This window comes from Corynebacterium sanguinis, from assembly GCF_007641235.1.
GTDB classification, from domain to species: Bacteria; Actinomycetota; Actinomycetes; order Mycobacteriales; family Mycobacteriaceae; genus Corynebacterium; species Corynebacterium sanguinis.
In genome coordinates this window covers 291537-308071 of record NZ_CP038157.1, presented here as the reverse complement: position 1 = coordinate 308071, position 16535 = coordinate 291537, and the positions used below count along the sequence as shown (strand labels likewise).

General features: G+C 66.9%; 17 protein-coding genes. 14 read left to right on the top strand and 3 right to left on the bottom strand.

Annotated features, from left to right (window positions below; translation table 11 throughout):
• Window positions 1-6 precede the first annotated feature (6 nt).
• Entirely contained in the window at window positions 7-1533 is a 1527-nt protein-coding gene (locus tag E3227_RS01560) for an LCP family protein (RefSeq protein WP_136652990.1), read from the bottom strand.
• Window positions 1534-1681: 148 nt separating this feature from the next.
• On the opposite strand from E3227_RS01560, the gene E3227_RS01555 reads away from it, so the two are divergent.
• The 3 genes from E3227_RS01555 (at window position 1682) to E3227_RS01545 (ending at window position 4197) form a co-directional block, all read left to right on the top strand.
• Window positions 1682-2563 carry a glycosyltransferase family 2 protein gene (locus E3227_RS01555; protein ID WP_246062718.1) on the top strand — a complete coding sequence of 294 codons (882 nt, stop codon included), beginning with the start codon at window positions 1682-1684 and terminating at the stop codon, window positions 2561-2563.
• A 7-nt stretch (window positions 2564-2570) separates the two neighbouring features.
• Window positions 2571-3650, top strand: coding sequence for a mannose-1-phosphate guanylyltransferase (manB, locus tag E3227_RS01550; protein WP_144317331.1), 1080 nt, complete (start codon window positions 2571-2573; stop codon window positions 3648-3650).
• Between the two features lie 247 nt (window positions 3651-3897).
• Window positions 3898-4197 carry a WhiB family transcriptional regulator gene (locus tag E3227_RS01545; protein ID WP_040422218.1) on the top strand — a complete coding sequence of 100 codons (300 nt, stop codon included), beginning with the start codon at window positions 3898-3900 and terminating at the stop codon, window positions 4195-4197.
• On the opposite strand, the gene E3227_RS01540 is transcribed toward E3227_RS01545, so the two are convergent.
• Entirely contained in the window at window positions 4198-4695 is a 498-nt protein-coding gene (locus E3227_RS01540) for a metallopeptidase family protein (protein WP_144317330.1), read from the bottom strand. It abuts the gene before it with no gap.
• Window positions 4696-4790: 95 nt separating this feature from the next.
• Here E3227_RS01540 and E3227_RS01535 point away from each other — a divergent pair, with 95 nt between their 5' ends.
• The 3 genes from E3227_RS01535 to E3227_RS01525 are packed head-to-tail and all read left to right on the top strand — an operon-like array spanning window position 4791 to window position 7652.
• Window positions 4791-5276, top strand: a complete 486-nt coding sequence (locus tag E3227_RS01535; RefSeq protein ID WP_136652989.1) for a DUF3499 domain-containing protein — start codon at window positions 4791-4793, stop codon at window positions 5274-5276.
• A 10-nt stretch (window positions 5277-5286) separates the two neighbouring features.
• Window positions 5287-6660, top strand: coding sequence for a phosphomannomutase/phosphoglucomutase (locus E3227_RS01530; RefSeq protein WP_144317329.1), 1374 nt, complete (start codon window positions 5287-5289; stop codon window positions 6658-6660).
• 20 nt (window positions 6661-6680) lie between these two features.
• The gene (locus tag E3227_RS01525; protein WP_136652963.1) at window positions 6681-7652 is read left to right on the top strand and encodes a hypothetical protein; all 972 of its coding nucleotides are present in this window, start codon (window positions 6681-6683) and stop codon (window positions 7650-7652) included.
• Window positions 7653-7659: 7 nt separating this feature from the next.
• Here E3227_RS01525 and E3227_RS01520 read toward each other — a convergent pair whose 3' ends face one another.
• Complete coding sequence (locus E3227_RS01520; RefSeq protein WP_136652962.1) at window positions 7660-8361, bottom strand: hypothetical protein; 702 nt, start codon at window positions 8359-8361, stop codon at window positions 7660-7662.
• 215 nt (window positions 8362-8576) lie between these two features.
• On the opposite strand from E3227_RS01520, the gene E3227_RS01515 reads away from it, so the two are divergent.
• From E3227_RS01515 to hpf, 8 genes are all read left to right on the top strand, one after another.
• Complete coding sequence (locus E3227_RS01515) at window positions 8577-8936, top strand: DUF4259 domain-containing protein (protein ID WP_136652961.1); 360 nt, start codon at window positions 8577-8579, stop codon at window positions 8934-8936.
• A gap of 124 nt (window positions 8937-9060) precedes the next feature.
• Window positions 9061-10536: an adenosylhomocysteinase gene (ahcY, locus tag E3227_RS01510; RefSeq protein WP_144317328.1), complete on the top strand. Its 1476-nt coding sequence runs from the start codon at window positions 9061-9063 to the stop codon at window positions 10534-10536.
• 5 nt (window positions 10537-10541) lie between these two features.
• Window positions 10542-11147: a dTMP kinase gene (locus E3227_RS01505; RefSeq protein WP_136652959.1), complete on the top strand. Its 606-nt coding sequence runs from the start codon at window positions 10542-10544 to the stop codon at window positions 11145-11147.
• A gap of 9 nt (window positions 11148-11156) precedes the next feature.
• On the top strand, window positions 11157-11840 hold the full coding sequence (gene mtrA / locus E3227_RS01500) for an MtrAB system response regulator MtrA (protein WP_136652958.1): 684 nt from the start codon (window positions 11157-11159) through the stop codon (window positions 11838-11840).
• A 29-nt stretch (window positions 11841-11869) separates the two neighbouring features.
• Window positions 11870-13417, top strand: coding sequence for an MtrAB system histidine kinase MtrB (mtrB, locus tag E3227_RS01495; protein ID WP_144317327.1), 1548 nt, complete (start codon window positions 11870-11872; stop codon window positions 13415-13417).
• 3 nt (window positions 13418-13420) lie between these two features.
• Window positions 13421-15133 carry an LpqB family beta-propeller domain-containing protein gene (locus tag E3227_RS01490; RefSeq protein WP_144317326.1) on the top strand — a complete coding sequence of 571 codons (1713 nt, stop codon included), beginning with the start codon at window positions 13421-13423 and terminating at the stop codon, window positions 15131-15133.
• A 7-nt stretch (window positions 15134-15140) separates the two neighbouring features.
• Entirely contained in the window at window positions 15141-15746 is a 606-nt protein-coding gene (locus tag E3227_RS01485) for a ComF family protein (RefSeq protein WP_186365382.1), read from the top strand.
• 98 nt (window positions 15747-15844) lie between these two features.
• The gene (hpf, locus tag E3227_RS01480) at window positions 15845-16528 is read left to right on the top strand and encodes a ribosome hibernation-promoting factor, HPF/YfiA family (RefSeq protein WP_136652955.1); all 684 of its coding nucleotides are present in this window, start codon (window positions 15845-15847) and stop codon (window positions 16526-16528) included.
• The last annotated feature ends 7 nt before the right edge of the window (window positions 16529-16535 follow it).

Here is a 16535-nt window from a genome sequence, read left to right as displayed (position 1 = left end):
ATAGGTTTAGTTCACGCAGCGCGGACCGTCGCCGCCGGCGTCGATCTGCGGGGCGACCTCTGCGGCGCCGAAGTCCTCGCCCGGCGTTCCCACCGACTCGGTCGGGTCGGCAGCGCCCGAGGAATCGGTCTCCGAGGTGCCAATCGAGGTGCTGCTTGACGACGGCCCCGCGTAGTCGTCCGCCACCACGACGATGAGGCTGGAAGGCTCCAGCCCCTCGTTCGAGGTCACCGGAAGCCCGCCCAGCATCTCCGCGAGCGCCAGCGCGGCCGGGTCCTGCGGGTCGAGCGCCACGATCTGGGAGCTCGAGTACACCCCCGGCATCGCGTTGGAAACATCCGCGATGGTCACGCCCTGCTCCTTGAGCCAGCCCGCCACGCCGCCGGCCTGTCCCTCGATCTGCCCGGCGTTCAGGGCGAAGACGTTGTACCCGGACAAAGGCGACGTCGGCGAGTCCGGAGCGGGCGCCTCGGGTGCGGCGGGGGGAGCGACGACCTCGTCCATGAAGCGCTGCACCTGCGGGACGTCGACGGTGACGATCGATTCGCCGTAATCGCCGACACCGTCGACGGAGGTCACGGGGATGGTCGCAAAGGTGATGTCGCCGGCGGCCAGGCCCGACATCTGCTGGGCGAAGCGCACCACGTCCCACCCCTCGTCGAGGGTGACGGAGCGCTCGGCCGCGGTGGCGAGCTCGCGCAGCTTGGCCGGGTTTGTCAGGGTGCCTGCGGAGAGCATCTTCTGCGCCAGCGAGGCCATGTACACCTGCTGGCGCACGATCCGGTCGAGGTCGCCGCGCGGCAGGTCGTGGCGCTGGCGCACGAACGACAGTGCCTGGGCGCCGTCGAGGGTTTGCTCGCCGGCGGGGAAGTTCGCTCCGGACAAAGGCTCGTCGACGGGGGCGTTGAGGCAGACGTCCACGCCGCCGACGGCGTCGGTAAGCAGTGCGAAGCCTAAAAGCCCGACCTGGGCGAAGTGGTCGACCTCGACGCCGGTGAGGTCCGCGACAGCCTCGATCAGGCCCTCCTGGCCGGCACGCGCAACCTGCTGCTCCAGCGAGGCGCCCTCGCTTACGCCCGCGTTCAGCAGCTCCTCGCGCTTGCGGCCCGCGTGCGCCGCGTAGACGCCGTTGATCTTCATGTTCCCGAACTCATCGTTGTGGATGTAGGTATCGCGGGGAATCGACACGGCCGTGGCGCTGGAACCGTCCTCGGGAATGCGGATCACCATGATCGTGTCTGTATTAATCTCTCCCTCCGCGACACCGGCGTTTAGGCGCGCGAGCTCCTCCTCGCTCAGCGGGTTGCCTTGGGCATCCGTGCGGGAGTCGGAGCCGACCAGGAGGATATCCACGGCGCCATCGAGCACGTCGACGTTTCTACCGCGGTCGAGCTGCAGCTCGGAGGCGCTGAGCGACCCGCCGAGGCGGCCCACAGAAAAGTAACCGGCGCCAGAGATGACCAGGATGAGCGCCGAGAGGAAAGCGAGAACACCCTTGATCGCGGGGTGGCCGGACTGGCTTAAGTCCCTCATCCGCGAGGGGGCCGCCTGGATGTCGCGGACACGCCGTGAGTTGCGTTGGGGGTTCTCGGTCACGAACGGAAGTATACGACATGCACCCGACAACCCCGTGTGCCGCAACCTGCCTTGAGGCGCGCTTCTGACTACGCTGTGGGGCATTGTGAACACACCTGCTAAGCCGCTAGCCGTTATTACGGTGACCTACTCGCCCGGGCGCCACCTGCGTAGCCTCGACGACACGTTGCGCAGCGCTACTGCGCGCCCGACGCTTCTGGTCTGCGCCGACAACGGCTCGACGGATGGCTCGCCAGAGGAGCTCGAGGCCGGCCGCAACGACGTTGACGTGTTCTTCACCGGGGGCAACATCGGTTACGGCGCGGCGATCAATGCTGCGGTGAGGCGTTTGGGTGGGCGTCGACAAGCGGGCGAAATTGACCCCGACTACCTGCTGATCACCAACCCCGACGTGCGCTTTAAACCCGGCTCGGTCGACGAGCTGCTCGCCCGGCTGGCGGCGAGGCCGCGCGCGGGAGCCGCTGGGCCGCGCATCGAGGAGGCAGACGGGTCCGTCTACCCCAGCGCGCGCGAGGTCCCCGGCCTTCTCACCGGCATTGGGCACGCGTTGCTTGTCGACGCCTGGCCCAACAACCCGTTCACCCGCGCCTACAGGGCGAACAACGACATGGACACCGAGCGCACCGCCGGGTGGCTTTCCGGCTCCTGCCTGCTCGTGCGTTGGGAGGCCTTCGCCGACATCGGGGGGTTCGACGAGCGCTACTTCATGTACCTCGAAGACGTCGACTTCGGCGACCGCCTTAGCCGCGTTGGCTGGGAGAATCTGTACTGCCCATCGTCGGTGATCATGCATGATCAGGGGCACGTGGCGGGCAAGCATACACGAGTTACCGTGCCAGCACACCACAAATCCGCGTACCGTTTCCAAGCGGACAGGCACCCCGCCTGGTGGCAGGGACCCATTCGCTGGGCGCTCTGGCTCGGCCTGCGGACCCGCGGCATCCTTCAGCAGACGAAAGGCTCCTAGAAAGATCATGACAGATCCAGCGCGCACCGACGCGGTCATCCTCGTTGGGGGGCGCGGCACCAGGCTTCGCCCGCTGACGGTGTCGACTCCCAAACCCATGCTCCCCACCGCCGGCTTCCCTTTCCTCAGCCACCTGCTCGCCCGGATCCGCGCCGCGGGGATGAACCACGTCGTGCTCGGCACTTCGTTTAAGGCCGAGGTGTTCGAGGCGTACTTCGGCGACGGCTCCGACTGGGGCCTCGAGATCGAGTACGTCGTCGAGGAGGAGGCGCTGGGCACCGGCGGAGCGATCCGCAACGTGGCCGACAAGCTGCGCTACGACACCGCAATGGTGTTCAACGGCGACGTCCTTTCCGGCGCCGACCTGAGCGAGATCCTGGCCACGCACACCGACAAGGACGCGGACGTGACCCTGCATCTCGTCCGCGTGCCCGACCCGCGCGCCTTTGGCTGCGTGCCGACGGACGACGATGGCAACGTCCTCGAGTTCCTGGAGAAAACCCCCGACCCGCCAACCGATCAGATCAACGCGGGCTGCTACGTGTTCAAGCGCTCCGTGATCAACGAGATCCCGGCGGGGCGCGTCGTGTCCGTGGAGCGCGAGACGTTCCCGGGCCTGCTGTCGGACGGGGCGAAGATCGTCGGCCACGTCGACACCTCGTACTGGCGCGACATGGGTCGCCCCGACGACTTTGTGCAGGGCTCCTCTGACGTGGTGCGCGGGATCGCCTACTCGCCGCTGCTTGAAGGGCGCACGGGTGAGGCGTTTGTGGACGAGAGCGCCGGTATCGCCGGCGGGGTGATCCTCATGGGCGGTACGGCCGTGGGGCGCGGCTGCGACATCGGCGCGGGCTGCCGTGTCGACGACAGCGTGATTTTCGATGGCGTGACCATCGAGCCTGGCGCCATGGTGCGCGGGTCCATCATCGCGGCCGGGGCGCGCATTGGCGCCAACGCGAGGATCATCGACTGCGTCGTGGGCGAGGGCGCCCAGATCGGGGCCCGCTGCGAGCTCCAGGCTGGGATGCGCGTGTGGCCCGGCGTGGTTATTCCCGACTCGGGGATCCGATTTTCGCCCGACGCGTAGCGACACGCCGATACAGGGGCAATTAGGTGCCCTAGGCCACAACCGCCACAACATGTAGCACCCCCGCAATTTACCCCCAGGCTCGGTCCAGTGTTACTGATGTGACGAATGTGATTATTGGCGCGGTTTTTACCGTGTTCGACCCCGTTTGCATACAAAACGTGTTGCGGGGCTTTGCCTAATCGGTGTGTAATCGCTGTAGTAATCACAGGCATGTAAGCAACCCACAACGGAGGAAGGGGACGGCGTGGACAATATGGCTGACAACGCCATTCTCCGTGGCGCAGCTGCGGGCGGGATGACCCTCGATGAGCTCTTCGGCACCGTCGAACAGGAGTGGCAGGATCAGGCCCTCTGCGCCCAAACCGACCCCGAGGCATTCTTCCCGGAAAAGGGCGGCTCGACCCGCGAAGCCAAGCGCATCTGCCAGGCCTGCGCCGTCCGCGACGAGTGCCTCGAGTACGCGCTCGAGCACGATGAGCGCTTCGGAATCTGGGGCGGCCTGTCCGACCGCGAGCGCCGCCGCCTGAAGAAACAGATCGGCTAACTACCAGCCAAATTCGGGGTCAAGATCCCGCGGGTCCATATTGAGGTGGTTCGCCACCAGCGCCGTGAGAATCCACGTCAGCATCTCCGAGCGCTCAACCACCGTTTTCGCTCGGCGCTCCACCGGCATCCGGAAAACGATGATCCGCGCCCGAGTCGGGTTGCCGTTTCTGTCCACGCCCGCGCCCAGGATGCGTCCCAACGGCACCGGCCCGTCTGCGACGATGTCGTCGGGCATTACCGAGTCCGGCCGCAGGCGCATCCGTGGGATGGTGTCCACCGCGAGATCAACCCCTGCGAGCTGATCGAGGTAAGCGTTGTGCAGCGGGGCGTACGCCTCTAACACCAGCTGGTCGAAGGCCATCGAGCGAGTCCTGTACCGCGGGACCGCGACGGGAAGGAGCGGCCCGCGCGGCCCGCGCCCCCTGCGGTCGTGGGCGGGCCGCAGGTGCGCAAGCCGGGCGTGCCGGCGGGACTGCGGGGATTCGGCGGGGCTCATAGCGCCTTATGATAGGACTTCAGTAGGCGCCGTCGCGGCCTACCACGCCGCGTGTCACCCGCCAGATCTCAAGGAGAGGTTTAGACTTGGCCCACGTGAACACCTTCCGTCGTTGCTGCCGTCCCGGCTGCGGCAGGCCTGCCGTGGCCACGCTCATCTACGCGTACGCGGATTCCACCGCCGTCGTCGGCCCGCTCGCTCCCGTGGCCGAACCCCACTCCTGGGACCTGTGCGAACGCCACTCTTCCAACATCTCCGCGCCCGTCGGCTGGGACATGGTGCGAGTCGAGCACGTCGAGATCGACGACGACGAGCTCGAGAGCATGGAGGAAGCCGACCTCACCGCGCTGGCGGAGGCGGTGCGCGAAGCCGGGCGGGTGACCACCGGGCTCGTCGACACCAGCCAGGACCCGATCGAGTACGCGGCCAACCACGACTTCGGCGACCCCGGCACCTCGAACCACCCGGTGCACCGCACCAAGCGCGTCGAGGGGCAGCTCAACGCCGCCAAGGCCGCGCGACGCTCCCACCTCCGGGTCGTCCCAGACCCATCCCAGGAGAATGTCGAGCGCAACAACTAGGATTGCCGCCATGGCAATCACGCACACGCAAGAGTCGATCACGAAGGTCATCAAGGCGTACGACATCCGCGGTGTCGTCGGCGAAACAATCGACGAGCAGTTCGTCTCTGACGCGGGCGCGGCGTTCGCGCACATCCTGCGCGGCGAGGGGGAGACCCGCATCGCCGTGGGCTACGACATGCGCCCCTCCTCCCCGGCGCTGGCCGAAGTGTTTGCGCGTGGTGCGGCATCCCAGGGCCTCGACGTTGTCGAGCTCGGCCTGACCTCGACCGACGAGCTGTACTTCGCCTCGGGCAGCCTCGAGTGCGCCGGCGCCATGTTCACCGCCTCCCACAACCCGGCCCAGTACAACGGCGTCAAGCTGTGCCGCGCCGGGGCAAAACCCGTCAGCACCGACACCGGGCTTGCTGCGATCTCACAGCTCATCCTCGACGGCGTGCCGGCGTACGAGGGCGTTGCGGGGGGCGTCGAGAAGCGAGATGTGCTCAGCGACTACGCGGCCTTCCTGCGCGAGCTGGTGCCCGTGCCGTCGCGGCGCCCGCTCGTCGTCGCCGTCGACGCCGCGAACGGGATGGCCGGTCTGACCGTGCCCGCCGTTTTAGACGGGGTTGACGTGCGCCCGCTCTACTTTGAGCTCGACGGCACCTTCCCCAACCACGAGGCCAACCCGCTGGACGCGAAGAACCTCGAGGACCTACAGAAGCTCGTGGTGGAGCAGCGCGCCGACATCGGGCTCGCGTTTGACGGGGACGCGGACCGCTGCTTCGTCGTCGACGAGCGGGGTGAGCCCGTGTCGCCGTCCGCGATCACCGCACTGGTGGCGGCGCGCACGCTCGCCGAGCACCCGGGGGCGACGATCATCCACAACGCGATTACCTCGCGCGCGGTGCCAGAAATCGTCGCTGAACAGGGCGGAAGGGCCGTGCGCACGCGCGTGGGCCACTCCTACATCAAGGCGCACATGGCCGAAACGGGCGCACTGTTCGGCGGAGAGCACTCCGCCCACTACTACTTCGCCGAGTTCTTCAACGCCGACTCGGGCCTGCTCGCCGCCCTCCACGTGCTCGCCGCGCTCGCCGAGCAGGACCTGCCTCTGAGCGAGCTGATGGGCGAGTACGACCGCTACGCCGCCTCTGGCGAGATCAACTCCGAGGTCGACGACCAGGACGCTGCGACCGAGCGCGTTGTCGAGGCATTTGCGGAGCGTGCGGTGGGCGTCGACAAGCTCGATGGCGTCACCGTCGAGCTGAGCGAGACCCCGCCGGTGTGGTTCAACGTCCGCGCCTCCAACACCGAGCCGCTGCTGCGCCTCAACGCTGAGGCCCCGACGCGCGCTGAAGTGGACGCGATCGTCGAGGAAGTCCTCGGCATCATCCGGGCGTAGCCGCCACGTAGGCTGGGCCCATGGACGACCAGCAATACTACGACGGTTCGGGCCGCTACGACCGCGAAACCGTGCTGTTTTTCGACGTCGCGCACGAAGGCGCCCAACTTCGGGCGGTGGCCGAGGCGGCGCAGCGGCTGGATTCGCTGCGCGCCGTTGACCCGCGAAGCGTCGTGGTGATCGCGACCGACCAGATCTCGCGCGCCGCGGCCCAGGCCGTGGTGGAGCTGCGCGCGCCCCTGCGGCTGCCGGTGGTAGTGACGCCCGTGCTGCCCAGCTACGTCGGGCCGCTCGACGTCGTTGTTATCGTGGGCGACGCCGCCGAGGATGACGGGGTCTCGCGCGCGCTGATCACCGCGTCGGCCCGAGGCGCCGAGACCGTTCTGGCTGGTCCCGCGCGCGGCCCGCTTCTCGACGACGCCCCCGACGCCACCCTCATCATCCCCGCGCTGCCCACGTCAGCGGGCACCTCGCCGCTGCGCGCATTCGGTGTGTTTACCGCGGTCCTCGACGCGCTCGAGCAGCCAGCGGAGCTGATTTCCACCCAGCTGCAGGCGATGGCCGAGGACGTTGATGAGGAGCTCGTGGGCTTAAGCCCCCAGCGCGATGAGGCGGTCAACGCCGCGCGGCAGCTGCGTGCGTTCGCTTCCGGGGCACGGGTCATCCACACCGGCTTCGAGCGCTGCGGGGCCGCGGTGGCCTCAGTCGCGGCGCAGGTCTGGTCGGCGCGCTCGATGGCGTCGGGGTTTGTGGAGCACCGCGAGCTTGACCGGGCGGTGGAACAACCCGCCCGCGACATCTTCCACGATCCGTTCATCGACGGGGAGCAACACCATGTGGCGCTCAAGGTAGTGGTGTGGAATCAGGCCGACGTCGCGCTCGCCGACGCCACTGCGCAGTGGTGCGAGCCGTCGTCGGTAGGCGAAGAATCGACGGTTGCGCGGCTGATCGTCCGCGCGCTCGCCGCCACCGCAATGGACGAGCCAGCTTAAATCCGGCTTATTGGAAAACCTGCTGGAGGCGGTCCCACCACGTCTTCGGGTCGGTGGAGGTCGGCGGGAGGGCCTGCTCGACCGGGTCCGGCAGCTGCTGGGGAGCAGCGAGCTGCTCGGCCGGGGCACTCTCCGCCGGGTTCTGCACATCGGTGGAATTAACGCCCGGTGACGCGGGCACAGTTGCGTCCGTCGGAGCGGTTGCGGGTGTGCTCGGCGGCGCAGCCGGGGCCGGAGTCTCCGGTGCGGCCTCAGCCGGGGCAGTCGGGACGGGCTCCACAGCCTGCCCGGTGGGACCTGCCGGTGCAAGATCGGTACCCAGCGCGTCGCCCTGCGGCGCGGCAACAGAGGTGGGAACGACGTTGGAGGGGCGGTAGACGCGCGTTGGGGTGGCCGCGCGTGGAGCCGGGTTAACCACGGCGTTCGGCGGGAGCAGCGGATCGCGCTCTGTATTGCCGGCGGCCTCAGGGCTCTGCGTGTTCTCGGCGGCCTCGTCCTCCGTGGGCGCTGTCGACTCCGGCGACGTGGCTCCGCGCATTACGGGCTGGCTCGTCCGCTCGGTGGTGGAGGGTTCAGCCGCATCGGCCTGGTAGGCGGGATCCGCAGAGGAGGTGGGAGAGGACATCTTCCACACAGCCACGCCGACCCCGATGGCGAGGGCAAGGCCGACCGCCATGAAGACAGAAACGATGCGTTTTGAGTCGTTCATGGCGTGCCCCTTTCCCTGGGATTAGTTACAGCTTGGTAACGGTTTGATTCCGACTTTGATTTTATAGCACGTCGGAGGCCATTTGTGAAGCCACCACACCGACGTTCCGGTGGTGCGTACTAGACAGATGGCGTACTAAGGGGATAGCAATGACAGTGAACACCGGTGGCGCACCCCACCTCACCCTCCGCACCACAGACAGGAGACCAACAGCAATGAGCGCCTGGGACAAGGACATCTTCTCGCGGGAAGAAAACGTCGACTTCCTCGATGAGCTTTCCGAGCTCGACCCCGACGACGTTGCCGAGTCCGTCCGAGATGCGGTGCTACTAGCGGCTAACGCGGACTCGGCGACAGAGGAAGAAATCGCCAACGGTCTTGCCGCCGCGACGATCGCAGCGATCTGGTCCGGAGCTCCATTCAGTGCGGGCGAGATCGTCGATAGCTACCCGTTTATCCGCTCCGCCTCGGCCGAGATCGACGAGAAGCTCGCGGAGGCGGCGGTGTCCGTCCTCGAGGCCGCGGAGACCGAGGACGACCAAGACGTCGACCCCTTCGTCGAAGCCCTCTCCTAACTAGCCGCCTCATTCAGCGCGGCCGCGAAGCCGGTGCGAGGGGGCTGGGCGACTATGGTGGGAGCGAACAATCCATGGGCCACAAGTTTCAAGCCCTCTTTATAACTGGGAGTAACGACAAGAAATGAACGACGCGAGCGGCGCAGCCGACCACGGGACCGACCTCACGGCGGATTACAAGATTGCCGATATCAGCCTCTACGAGGCCGGACGCAAGCAGATCGAGCTCGCCGAGTACGAGATGCCGGGCCTGATGCAGCTGCGCCGCGAGTACGCCGAAGAGCAGCCCTTGGCGGGCGCGCGCATCTCCGGGTCGATCCACATGACCACGCAGACCGCCGTGCTCATTGAGACGCTCGTCGCGCTCGGCGCCGAGGTCCGTTGGTCATCCTGCAACATCTTCTCCACCGAGGACGCGGCCGCCGCGGCCATTGTGGTCGGCAAGGACGGCACCCCGGACAACCCGCAGGGCGTGCCCGTGTTCGCCTGGAAGGGCGAGACCCTCGACGAGTACTGGTGGTGCGTGCGCCAGATCTTCAACTGGGGCGAGGGCGTGTACCCGAACATGATTCTTGACGACGGCGGCGACGCCACTATGGCCGTGATCAAGGGCATGGAGTTTGAGAAGGCCGGTGCGGTGCCCAACTCCCAGCCCGGCGACTCTGACGAGCAGGTCGCGTTCTACTCCATGCTGAGCGAAACGCTCGCCGCCGACAGCGGCGTGTGGACGGCGACGGCGGCCGCGGTCAAGGGCGTAACAGAAGAGACCACCACGGGCGTGCATCGTCTCTACCACTTCGCCAGGGAGGGCATTTTGCCCTTCCCGGCAATGAACGTCAACGACGCCGTGACCAAGTCGAAGTTCGACAACCGCTACGGCACCCGCCACTCCGTCATCGACGGCATCAACCGCGGCACCGACGTGCTCATCGCGGGCAAGAAGGCGCTGGTGTGCGGCTACGGCGACGTCGGCAAGGGCGTTGCCGAGGCGCTCGACGGCCAGGGCGCGATCGTGTCCGTCACCGAAATCGACCCGATCAACGCCCTGCAGGCGCTGATGGACGGCTACCGCGTTGTCACCGTCGACGAGGCGATCGCGGAGTCGGACGTCGTGATCACCGCCACCGGCAACCTGGGGATTATCACCTTCGGCGACATGCTGAAGATGAAGGACCACGCGGTGCTGGGCAACATCGGCCACTTCGACAACGAGATTGACATGCACTCGCTGCTGCACCGCGACGACGTCAGCCGCACCCCAATCAAGCCGCAGGTGGACCTGTTCCACCTGCCGTCCGGCAACTCGATCATCGTGCTGTCCGAGGGCCGCCTGCTCAACCTGGGCAACGCCACTGGCCACCCGTCGTTCGTGATGTCGAACTCGTTCGCTGACCAGACGATTGCCCAGATCGAGCTGTTCACCAACGGCGCGCAGTACGACAACGAGGTTTACCGCCTGCCGAAGAACCTCGACGAGAAGGTCGCCCGCATCCATGTCGAGGCCCTCGGCGGCACGCTCACGGAGTTGACCAAGGAGCAGGCGGAGTACATCGGCGTCGATGTCGCCGGCCCGTTCAAGCCGGAGCACTACCGCTACTAGGCGCCATGATCATCGCGGTAGAGGGAATCGACGGCGCCGGCAAAAATACGCTGGTTAACGCCATCAAAGACGGGCTCGGCGCGGAGACTCTGGCGTTTCCGCGCTACGCGGAGTCCATCCACGCGCAGCTCGCGCGGGAGGCGCTGCACGGCCGGATGGGCGATCTCGTGGACTCGGCGCACGGGATGGCTACCTTGTTCGCGCTGGATCGGGCGGGGGCCAAGCCGCTTCTCGACACCTTCACGAACGCCCCGGACAAAATCATCATCCTAGACCGCTACGTCGCCTCGAACGCCGCGTACACGGCAGCGCGCACCGGCGACGATGCCGCCGCCAGGTGGGTCTTTGAGCTCGAGTTCGAGCGCCTCGGTCTGCCCCAGCCCGACCTGCAGGTGCTGGTGGACACCGACCCCGCGGAGGCGGGGCAGCGCGCGCGCCGCCGTGAGGAAAGCGACGCCGCGCGGGTGCGCGACCGCTACGAGCGCGACGTATCTTTGCAGCATGACACGTTCGCCGCGTATGAGCGACTGGCGGATACCGGCTGGGCGGGTCGGTGGGTCAAGGTGTCCGACGCTGCGACTATTATGCAAGCGGTAGAGAACCTACGTTAAGGAGTCGTCGTGCCCCACAGGATTTTGGTCGTCGATGATGACCCAGCCATCAACGAGATGCTGACTATCGTGCTCGAGTCGGAAGGCTTTGAGACGCAGTCGGTGACCGACGGCGCGGCGGCGGTTCCGGCCTTTAACGACTACGACCCCGACATCGTTCTTTTGGATTTGATGCTGCCGGGGATGAATGGCGTGGACATCTGCCGCGAGATCCGCAAGGTCTCCGCGGTGCCGATCGTGATGCTCACGGCGAAAACCGACACCGTCGATGTGGTGCTGGGCCTGGAATCGGGTGCTGACGATTACATCACCAAGCCGTTTAAGCCGAAGGAACTCATCGCGCGTATCCGGGCTCGTCTGCGCCGCACCGAGGAGGAGCCCGCCGAGGTGCTTACCATTGGCGACCTCACCATCGACGTGCCGCAGCACATGGTCACGCGCGACGGCGCCGAGATCGCCCTGACCCCACTCGAGTTTGATCTGCTCCTGGAGATGGCGCGCAAGCCCAACCAGGTCCATGCCCGTGAGGAGCTGCTGGAATCCGTCTGGGGCTACCGCAACGCTTCTGACACCCGCCTTGTCAACGTCCACGTCCAGCGCCTGCGTTCGAAGATTGAGCACGATCCGGAGAACCCGGAGATCGTTTTGACCGTGCGCGGCGTCGGGTATAAGACGGGCAAGCCGGGGGTGTAAGACTTCTGAACACTAACCCCGTTCGGCGGGTGCGGGAGCACGTCGCCGAGGCATGGCGCACGTCCCTGCAGGTCAGGTTCGTGGGCACGGTGCTGATCGTGTCCACCGTGGTCATGCTGGTCCTGGGCTTTGCGGTGGCCTCGGTGGTGGCCCAGAGGGTGACCACCGCGAAGGTGGGCCTGGCGACGACGGAAATCGAGCGCGCCCGGGTGGTGGCCGAGGAGCAGATTGACGGTTCAGGGTCGACGGGGTCAACCCAGACGCGCTTCAACTCCGCGCGCGCCGTGCTGGGGCAGAGGTCGCAGCAGGATTCGGAGGCTGCCGCCGTCTACGAGCCGGTGCTGCTGTTAGAAAACGCCGATGGCTCGCTGACCACCTCGCCGGAGGGCTATGAGGTGCCGGAGCGGCTGCGCCAGTTCGTTTCTGAAGGCAACGTCGCCTACCAGTTCCACGAGGCGCTGCGTTCCGATGGCTCAAGTTACAAGGCCCTGATCGTGGGCACCCCGACCAGCTCGGATATCCCGGGCCTGCAGGTGTATTTGGTGATGAGCATGGAGGCCGAGGCGTCGACCCTCGCGCTGATGCGCGGCCTGTTGGTCTCGGCCATCCTGGTCGTCGTGGTCCTGCTCGTCGGCATCGCGTGGCTCGCCTCACAGCAGATCGTGGCCCCCGTGCGTTCCGCGTCGCGCACGGCGGAGCGCTTCGCGGCGGGGCATTTGCGCGAGCGCATGCCCGTCGACGGCGAGGACGAGATGGCGGTCTTGGCGCTGTCGTTTAACGACATGGCGGATAAACTGTCGCGCCAGATCACCCAGCTGGAGGAGTACGGTGACCTGCAGCGGCAGTTCACCTCCGACGTGTCGCATGAGCTGCGCACGCCGCTGACCACTGTGCGTATGGCTGCGGACATGATCGCCGCCGACCCGGACAGCTTGGAGCCGACCACGAGGCGCGCCTCCGAGCTGATGACGCGTGAGCTCGACCGCTTCGAGGAGTTGCTGGGGGACCTGCTCGAGATTTCGCGTCACGACGCTGGCGTGGCCGACCTCTCGCCCGCGAAGATGGATGCCCGCGCCCCGATTGAAGCGGCGTGGCAGCACACGCGACACCTGGCTGACGAGCTCGACGTTGAGGTGAACTTCATCGTCCCGGACGAGCCGGTGCAGATCGAGGGCGACTCCCGGCGCATCGAGCGCGTGATCCGCAACCTCATCGCGAACGCCGTGGACCACTCCGAGGGCAACCCCGTGACGGTGGAGCTAACGCAGAACGACGAGGCGGTCGCGATCACGGTGACCGACGAGGGCATCGGACTCAAGCCCGGGGAGGAAGATCTTGTGTTTAACCGCTTCTGGCGCGCGGACAAGTCGCGCAAGCGCCACTCGGGAGGCACCGGCCTGGGCCTGGCGATTGCGCGAGAAGACGCCCTGCTGCACAAGGGAACCCTTGACGCGGCGGGTACCGTCAACGTTGGATCGCAGTTCCGCCTTGTCCTTCCGCGAGACCCGCGCACGGGGTTTGTCACCGCCCCGGTTGACCTGAAAGCGCCCACGGCGCGAACGGCGAAAGGAGCCTAAGTGATGCGTAGTTTCCGCGCGCGGCCCAGCCGCGTTGTTTCGGCGCTCGCGGCGCTGACCGCGGGCGCGCTGGTTACGTCCTGCGCTTCGCTGCCGACGGATTCGGCGCCGCAGGTGATTCGCAGCTTTGACGCCCCGACACAGGTTAACCCCGATATCACGCCTGCGCCTGACAGTGACCCTGACGTACTGCTGCGGGATTTCTTCGCGGCCTCCGCGGTGCCGGCGGGCAACTACGAGGGTGCGAAGAGCTTTCTCACGGACGCGGCGCGCCAGGCCTGGGACCCCAGCGCCTCGACGATCGTCGTGGACCGGATCAGCGTGAACACCCTGGCTAGTGGAGGTGACACCCAGAGCTTCAACGTGCAGGGCAACGTCATCGGGGAGTTGCGACCGGGCGGCTCTTTTATCCCCGCGCGCCAGGGTTACGAGGCGACGATGGAGGTCCAGCGCGTCGACGGCCAGTGGCGGATCTCGTCCCTGCCGGCCGGTGCTGTGATCGAGCGCACGGAAATGCGCAACCGCTACCAGCCGTTTAACCTGTACTTCTTCAACCGCGACGGCACTCAACTCGTGCCGGATCGTCGCTGGGTGTTCGCCGAGCGTGACACCTTGGAAACCACGCTGATTACGCTTCTGCTTCGCGGGCCCTCGGAGCGGGTACGCACGGCGTTCAAGTTCGATCTTCCTGCCGAGGCCGCCTACACCGGGGTGGAAGACGGTGCGTACACGTTCACGGGTCTAAGCGGGTTGGGGGAGCAGGAGCGCCTGCGCTTCGCGGCCCAGCTGGTGTGGACCTTGGCCGGTGCCGGTGTGAGCGGGCCGATTGCGATCTACGCCGACGGTGATCCTCTGCTGCCGGGAACGGAAAGCTTCTCACGCGAGGACTTCCCCAACGTCAGCCCGGTGGCGACGGTGGAGGAAGAGCGGCTTTACACCCTGGCGGGTGGACGCCTGTTCGAGGTGGCCGAGGAGAAGGCACAGCCGATGGATGGCAGGGTTGCTGAGCAGGGCAATATCGTCGCCGCTGACGTCACCGCGGCTGGTGACTACGCAATCATCACCGGTGCTGAGGGGGACCAGGTGTTCCGCGCGGGAGCGTTTGAGCAGGGTGCGCGCGAGATTTTAAGGGGCGATAACTTCACGCGACCGACGTTTGAGAGCTCAGGCTCCGGGATCTGGACGGTCATGAATGGCCGCCAGGTGCAGCGCGCCGTGCAGGCCCCGTCGGGGGAGTACTCCACGGCGGAGGTGGTTGTCGAGCTGCCGCAGGGCGTCGACGGAAGTATTTCAGTGCTGCGGCTGTCCAACACGGGGGTTCGCGCGGTCATGGTGATCGAGGGCACGCTGTATACCGGCATTGTTGAGCAGTACGGCGACGGCGAGCGCCGCGTGATTAACGTTCTGGAGTACGCGCCGGATTTGGCGGGCAGCGTGATTTCGGCGGACTGGCAGCCTGACGGGTCGATCATCGCGGGTACCAGTAACCCGGGCTCGCCGGTGGTGCGCGTGGAGCAGGACGGTTCGGGTACGACGGGCAAGCCGATTGGAAATATCACCGCGCCGGTCGTGGCTGTCGCGGCGGGGGCGGACATGATCTACGCCACAGACGCGAACGCGGTGCTGCAGCTGCCGTCGGGTGCGACAGACGTCCCGAACTGGCGCGAGGTGCCTGGGTTGCAGGGTGTGCGATCCGTTCCGATTGTGGCCCGGTAGGCCGGAAATGTTTGAGCTGGTCCTGCCGCGGCGCTGCGCGGGGTGCGCGGCGGCGGGCCAGGTTCTGTGCGAAAAGTGCCAACACGCGCTCGCTGCGCTGCCGTACCGCGTGAGTACGGGCGTCGATACGCTCGCGCCCGTGTTCGTGCTCGGCCCGTACGCGGGCGCGCACCGCGGCATTGTGCTGTCAATGAAGGAGCGCGCCAACCTCGCTGTTCGCAGGCACGCGGGCATGCTTCTCGACGCCGCACTGACGCACCTCGAGGCCCGCGGTGAGATCCCGGAGGGCGCGGTGCTGGTGCCCGCCCCGACGCGCCGGGCGGCGGCGCGTGCTCGCGGCGGCGACCCGGTGGAGGCTCTGTGCCGAGCCAGTGGCAGGCCGACGGCCGCGGTGCTGAGCCTGGCGCGGGCCGCGCGGGATCAGTCGGAGCTCTCCGCCGCGCAGCGGCGGGCGAACCTGGCGGGGCAGGTGCGGTGCGCGGCGGTGCCGGCGGGTGTGGTCATCGTGGTCGATGACGTGGTGACGACCGGCTCGACGCTGCATGCGAGCGTCGCAACGCTGCTTGCCCGCGGAGCCGACGTGCGTGCTTGCGTGGCGCTGTGCGGGGCGTGAGTGCCGCGAAGTTGGTGGCACGTTTGCTCACGGGCGGCCGCGGCCCGCTTGTATAGTGGATATACCACCATATTCGCTGCTAGCAAGGGAGGAAGCAGATGACTTCTGCAGACAACAACGACGCCAACGCCGTCTTGAGCCCGGAGGCGCAGGTGACCATCACCGGGCGCAACGTCGAGGTCCCCGAGCACTTCCAGGAGCGCGTCAACGCCAAGCTCGCCAAGATTGAGAAGCTTGATCCGACGCTGAATTTCTTCCACGTCGAGCTCAAGCACGAGCCGAACCCGCGCCGTGAGGCGCAGGCGCAGCGCATCCAGATCACCGCCACCGGCAAGGGCCACCTCGCCCGCGCCGAGGCCAAGGAGGACAGCTTCTACGCGGCCCTCGAGTCGGCGATTGGCAAGCTGGAGCGCTCGCTGCGCAAGGTCAAGGTGCGCCGCGAGATTTCCCGCTCCGGCCACCGCGCTCCGAAGTCCACCGGCCAGATCGCCGCGGAGCTCGAGGCACAGGCCCGCGAGGCGCGCGCAAACGCCGGCGGCCAGTTCGACGTGGACCCGTACGCTGACCAAATCGAGGACGTTCAGCCGGGCCAGGTCGTGCGCCGCAAGGAGCACCCCGCCACGCCGAAGAGCGTCGACGACGCCCTGTCCGAGATGGAGCTGGTCGGCCACGACTTCTACCTCTTCATTGACAAGGAGACCAACCGCCCGTCGGTGGTGTACCGTCGTCACGCGTTCGACTACGGCCTGATCTCGCTCGTGGAGACGGACGACAACGCCTAAATGAGGT

Excerpts from the sequence above, each read along its gene's own strand:
- E3227_RS01560 (WP_136652990.1), bottom strand. The coding sequence starts at position 1,533 with ATGAGGGACTTAAGCCAGTCCGGCCACCCCGCGATCAAGGGTGTTCTC.
- manB (WP_144317331.1), top strand. The coding sequence starts at position 2,571 with ATGACAGATCCAGCGCGCACCGACGCGGTCATCCTCGTTGGGGGGCGC.
- E3227_RS01540 (WP_144317330.1), bottom strand. The coding sequence starts at position 4,695 with ATGAGCCCCGCCGAATCCCCGCAGTCCCGCCGGCACGCCCGGCTTGCG.
- E3227_RS01530 (WP_144317329.1), top strand. The coding sequence starts at position 5,287 with ATGGCAATCACGCACACGCAAGAGTCGATCACGAAGGTCATCAAGGCG.
- E3227_RS01525 (WP_136652963.1), top strand. The coding sequence starts at position 6,681 with ATGGACGACCAGCAATACTACGACGGTTCGGGCCGCTACGACCGCGAA.
- E3227_RS01520 (WP_136652962.1), bottom strand. The coding sequence starts at position 8,361 with ATGAACGACTCAAAACGCATCGTTTCTGTCTTCATGGCGGTCGGCCTT.
- E3227_RS01515 (WP_136652961.1), top strand. The coding sequence starts at position 8,577 with ATGAGCGCCTGGGACAAGGACATCTTCTCGCGGGAAGAAAACGTCGAC.
- ahcY (WP_144317328.1), top strand. The coding sequence starts at position 9,061 with ATGAACGACGCGAGCGGCGCAGCCGACCACGGGACCGACCTCACGGCG.
- E3227_RS01505 (WP_136652959.1), top strand. The coding sequence starts at position 10,542 with ATGATCATCGCGGTAGAGGGAATCGACGGCGCCGGCAAAAATACGCTG.
- E3227_RS01490 (WP_144317326.1), top strand. The coding sequence starts at position 13,421 with ATGCGTAGTTTCCGCGCGCGGCCCAGCCGCGTTGTTTCGGCGCTCGCG.
- E3227_RS01485 (WP_186365382.1), top strand. The coding sequence starts at position 15,141 with ATGTTTGAGCTGGTCCTGCCGCGGCGCTGCGCGGGGTGCGCGGCGGCG.
- hpf (WP_136652955.1), top strand. The coding sequence starts at position 15,845 with ATGACTTCTGCAGACAACAACGACGCCAACGCCGTCTTGAGCCCGGAG.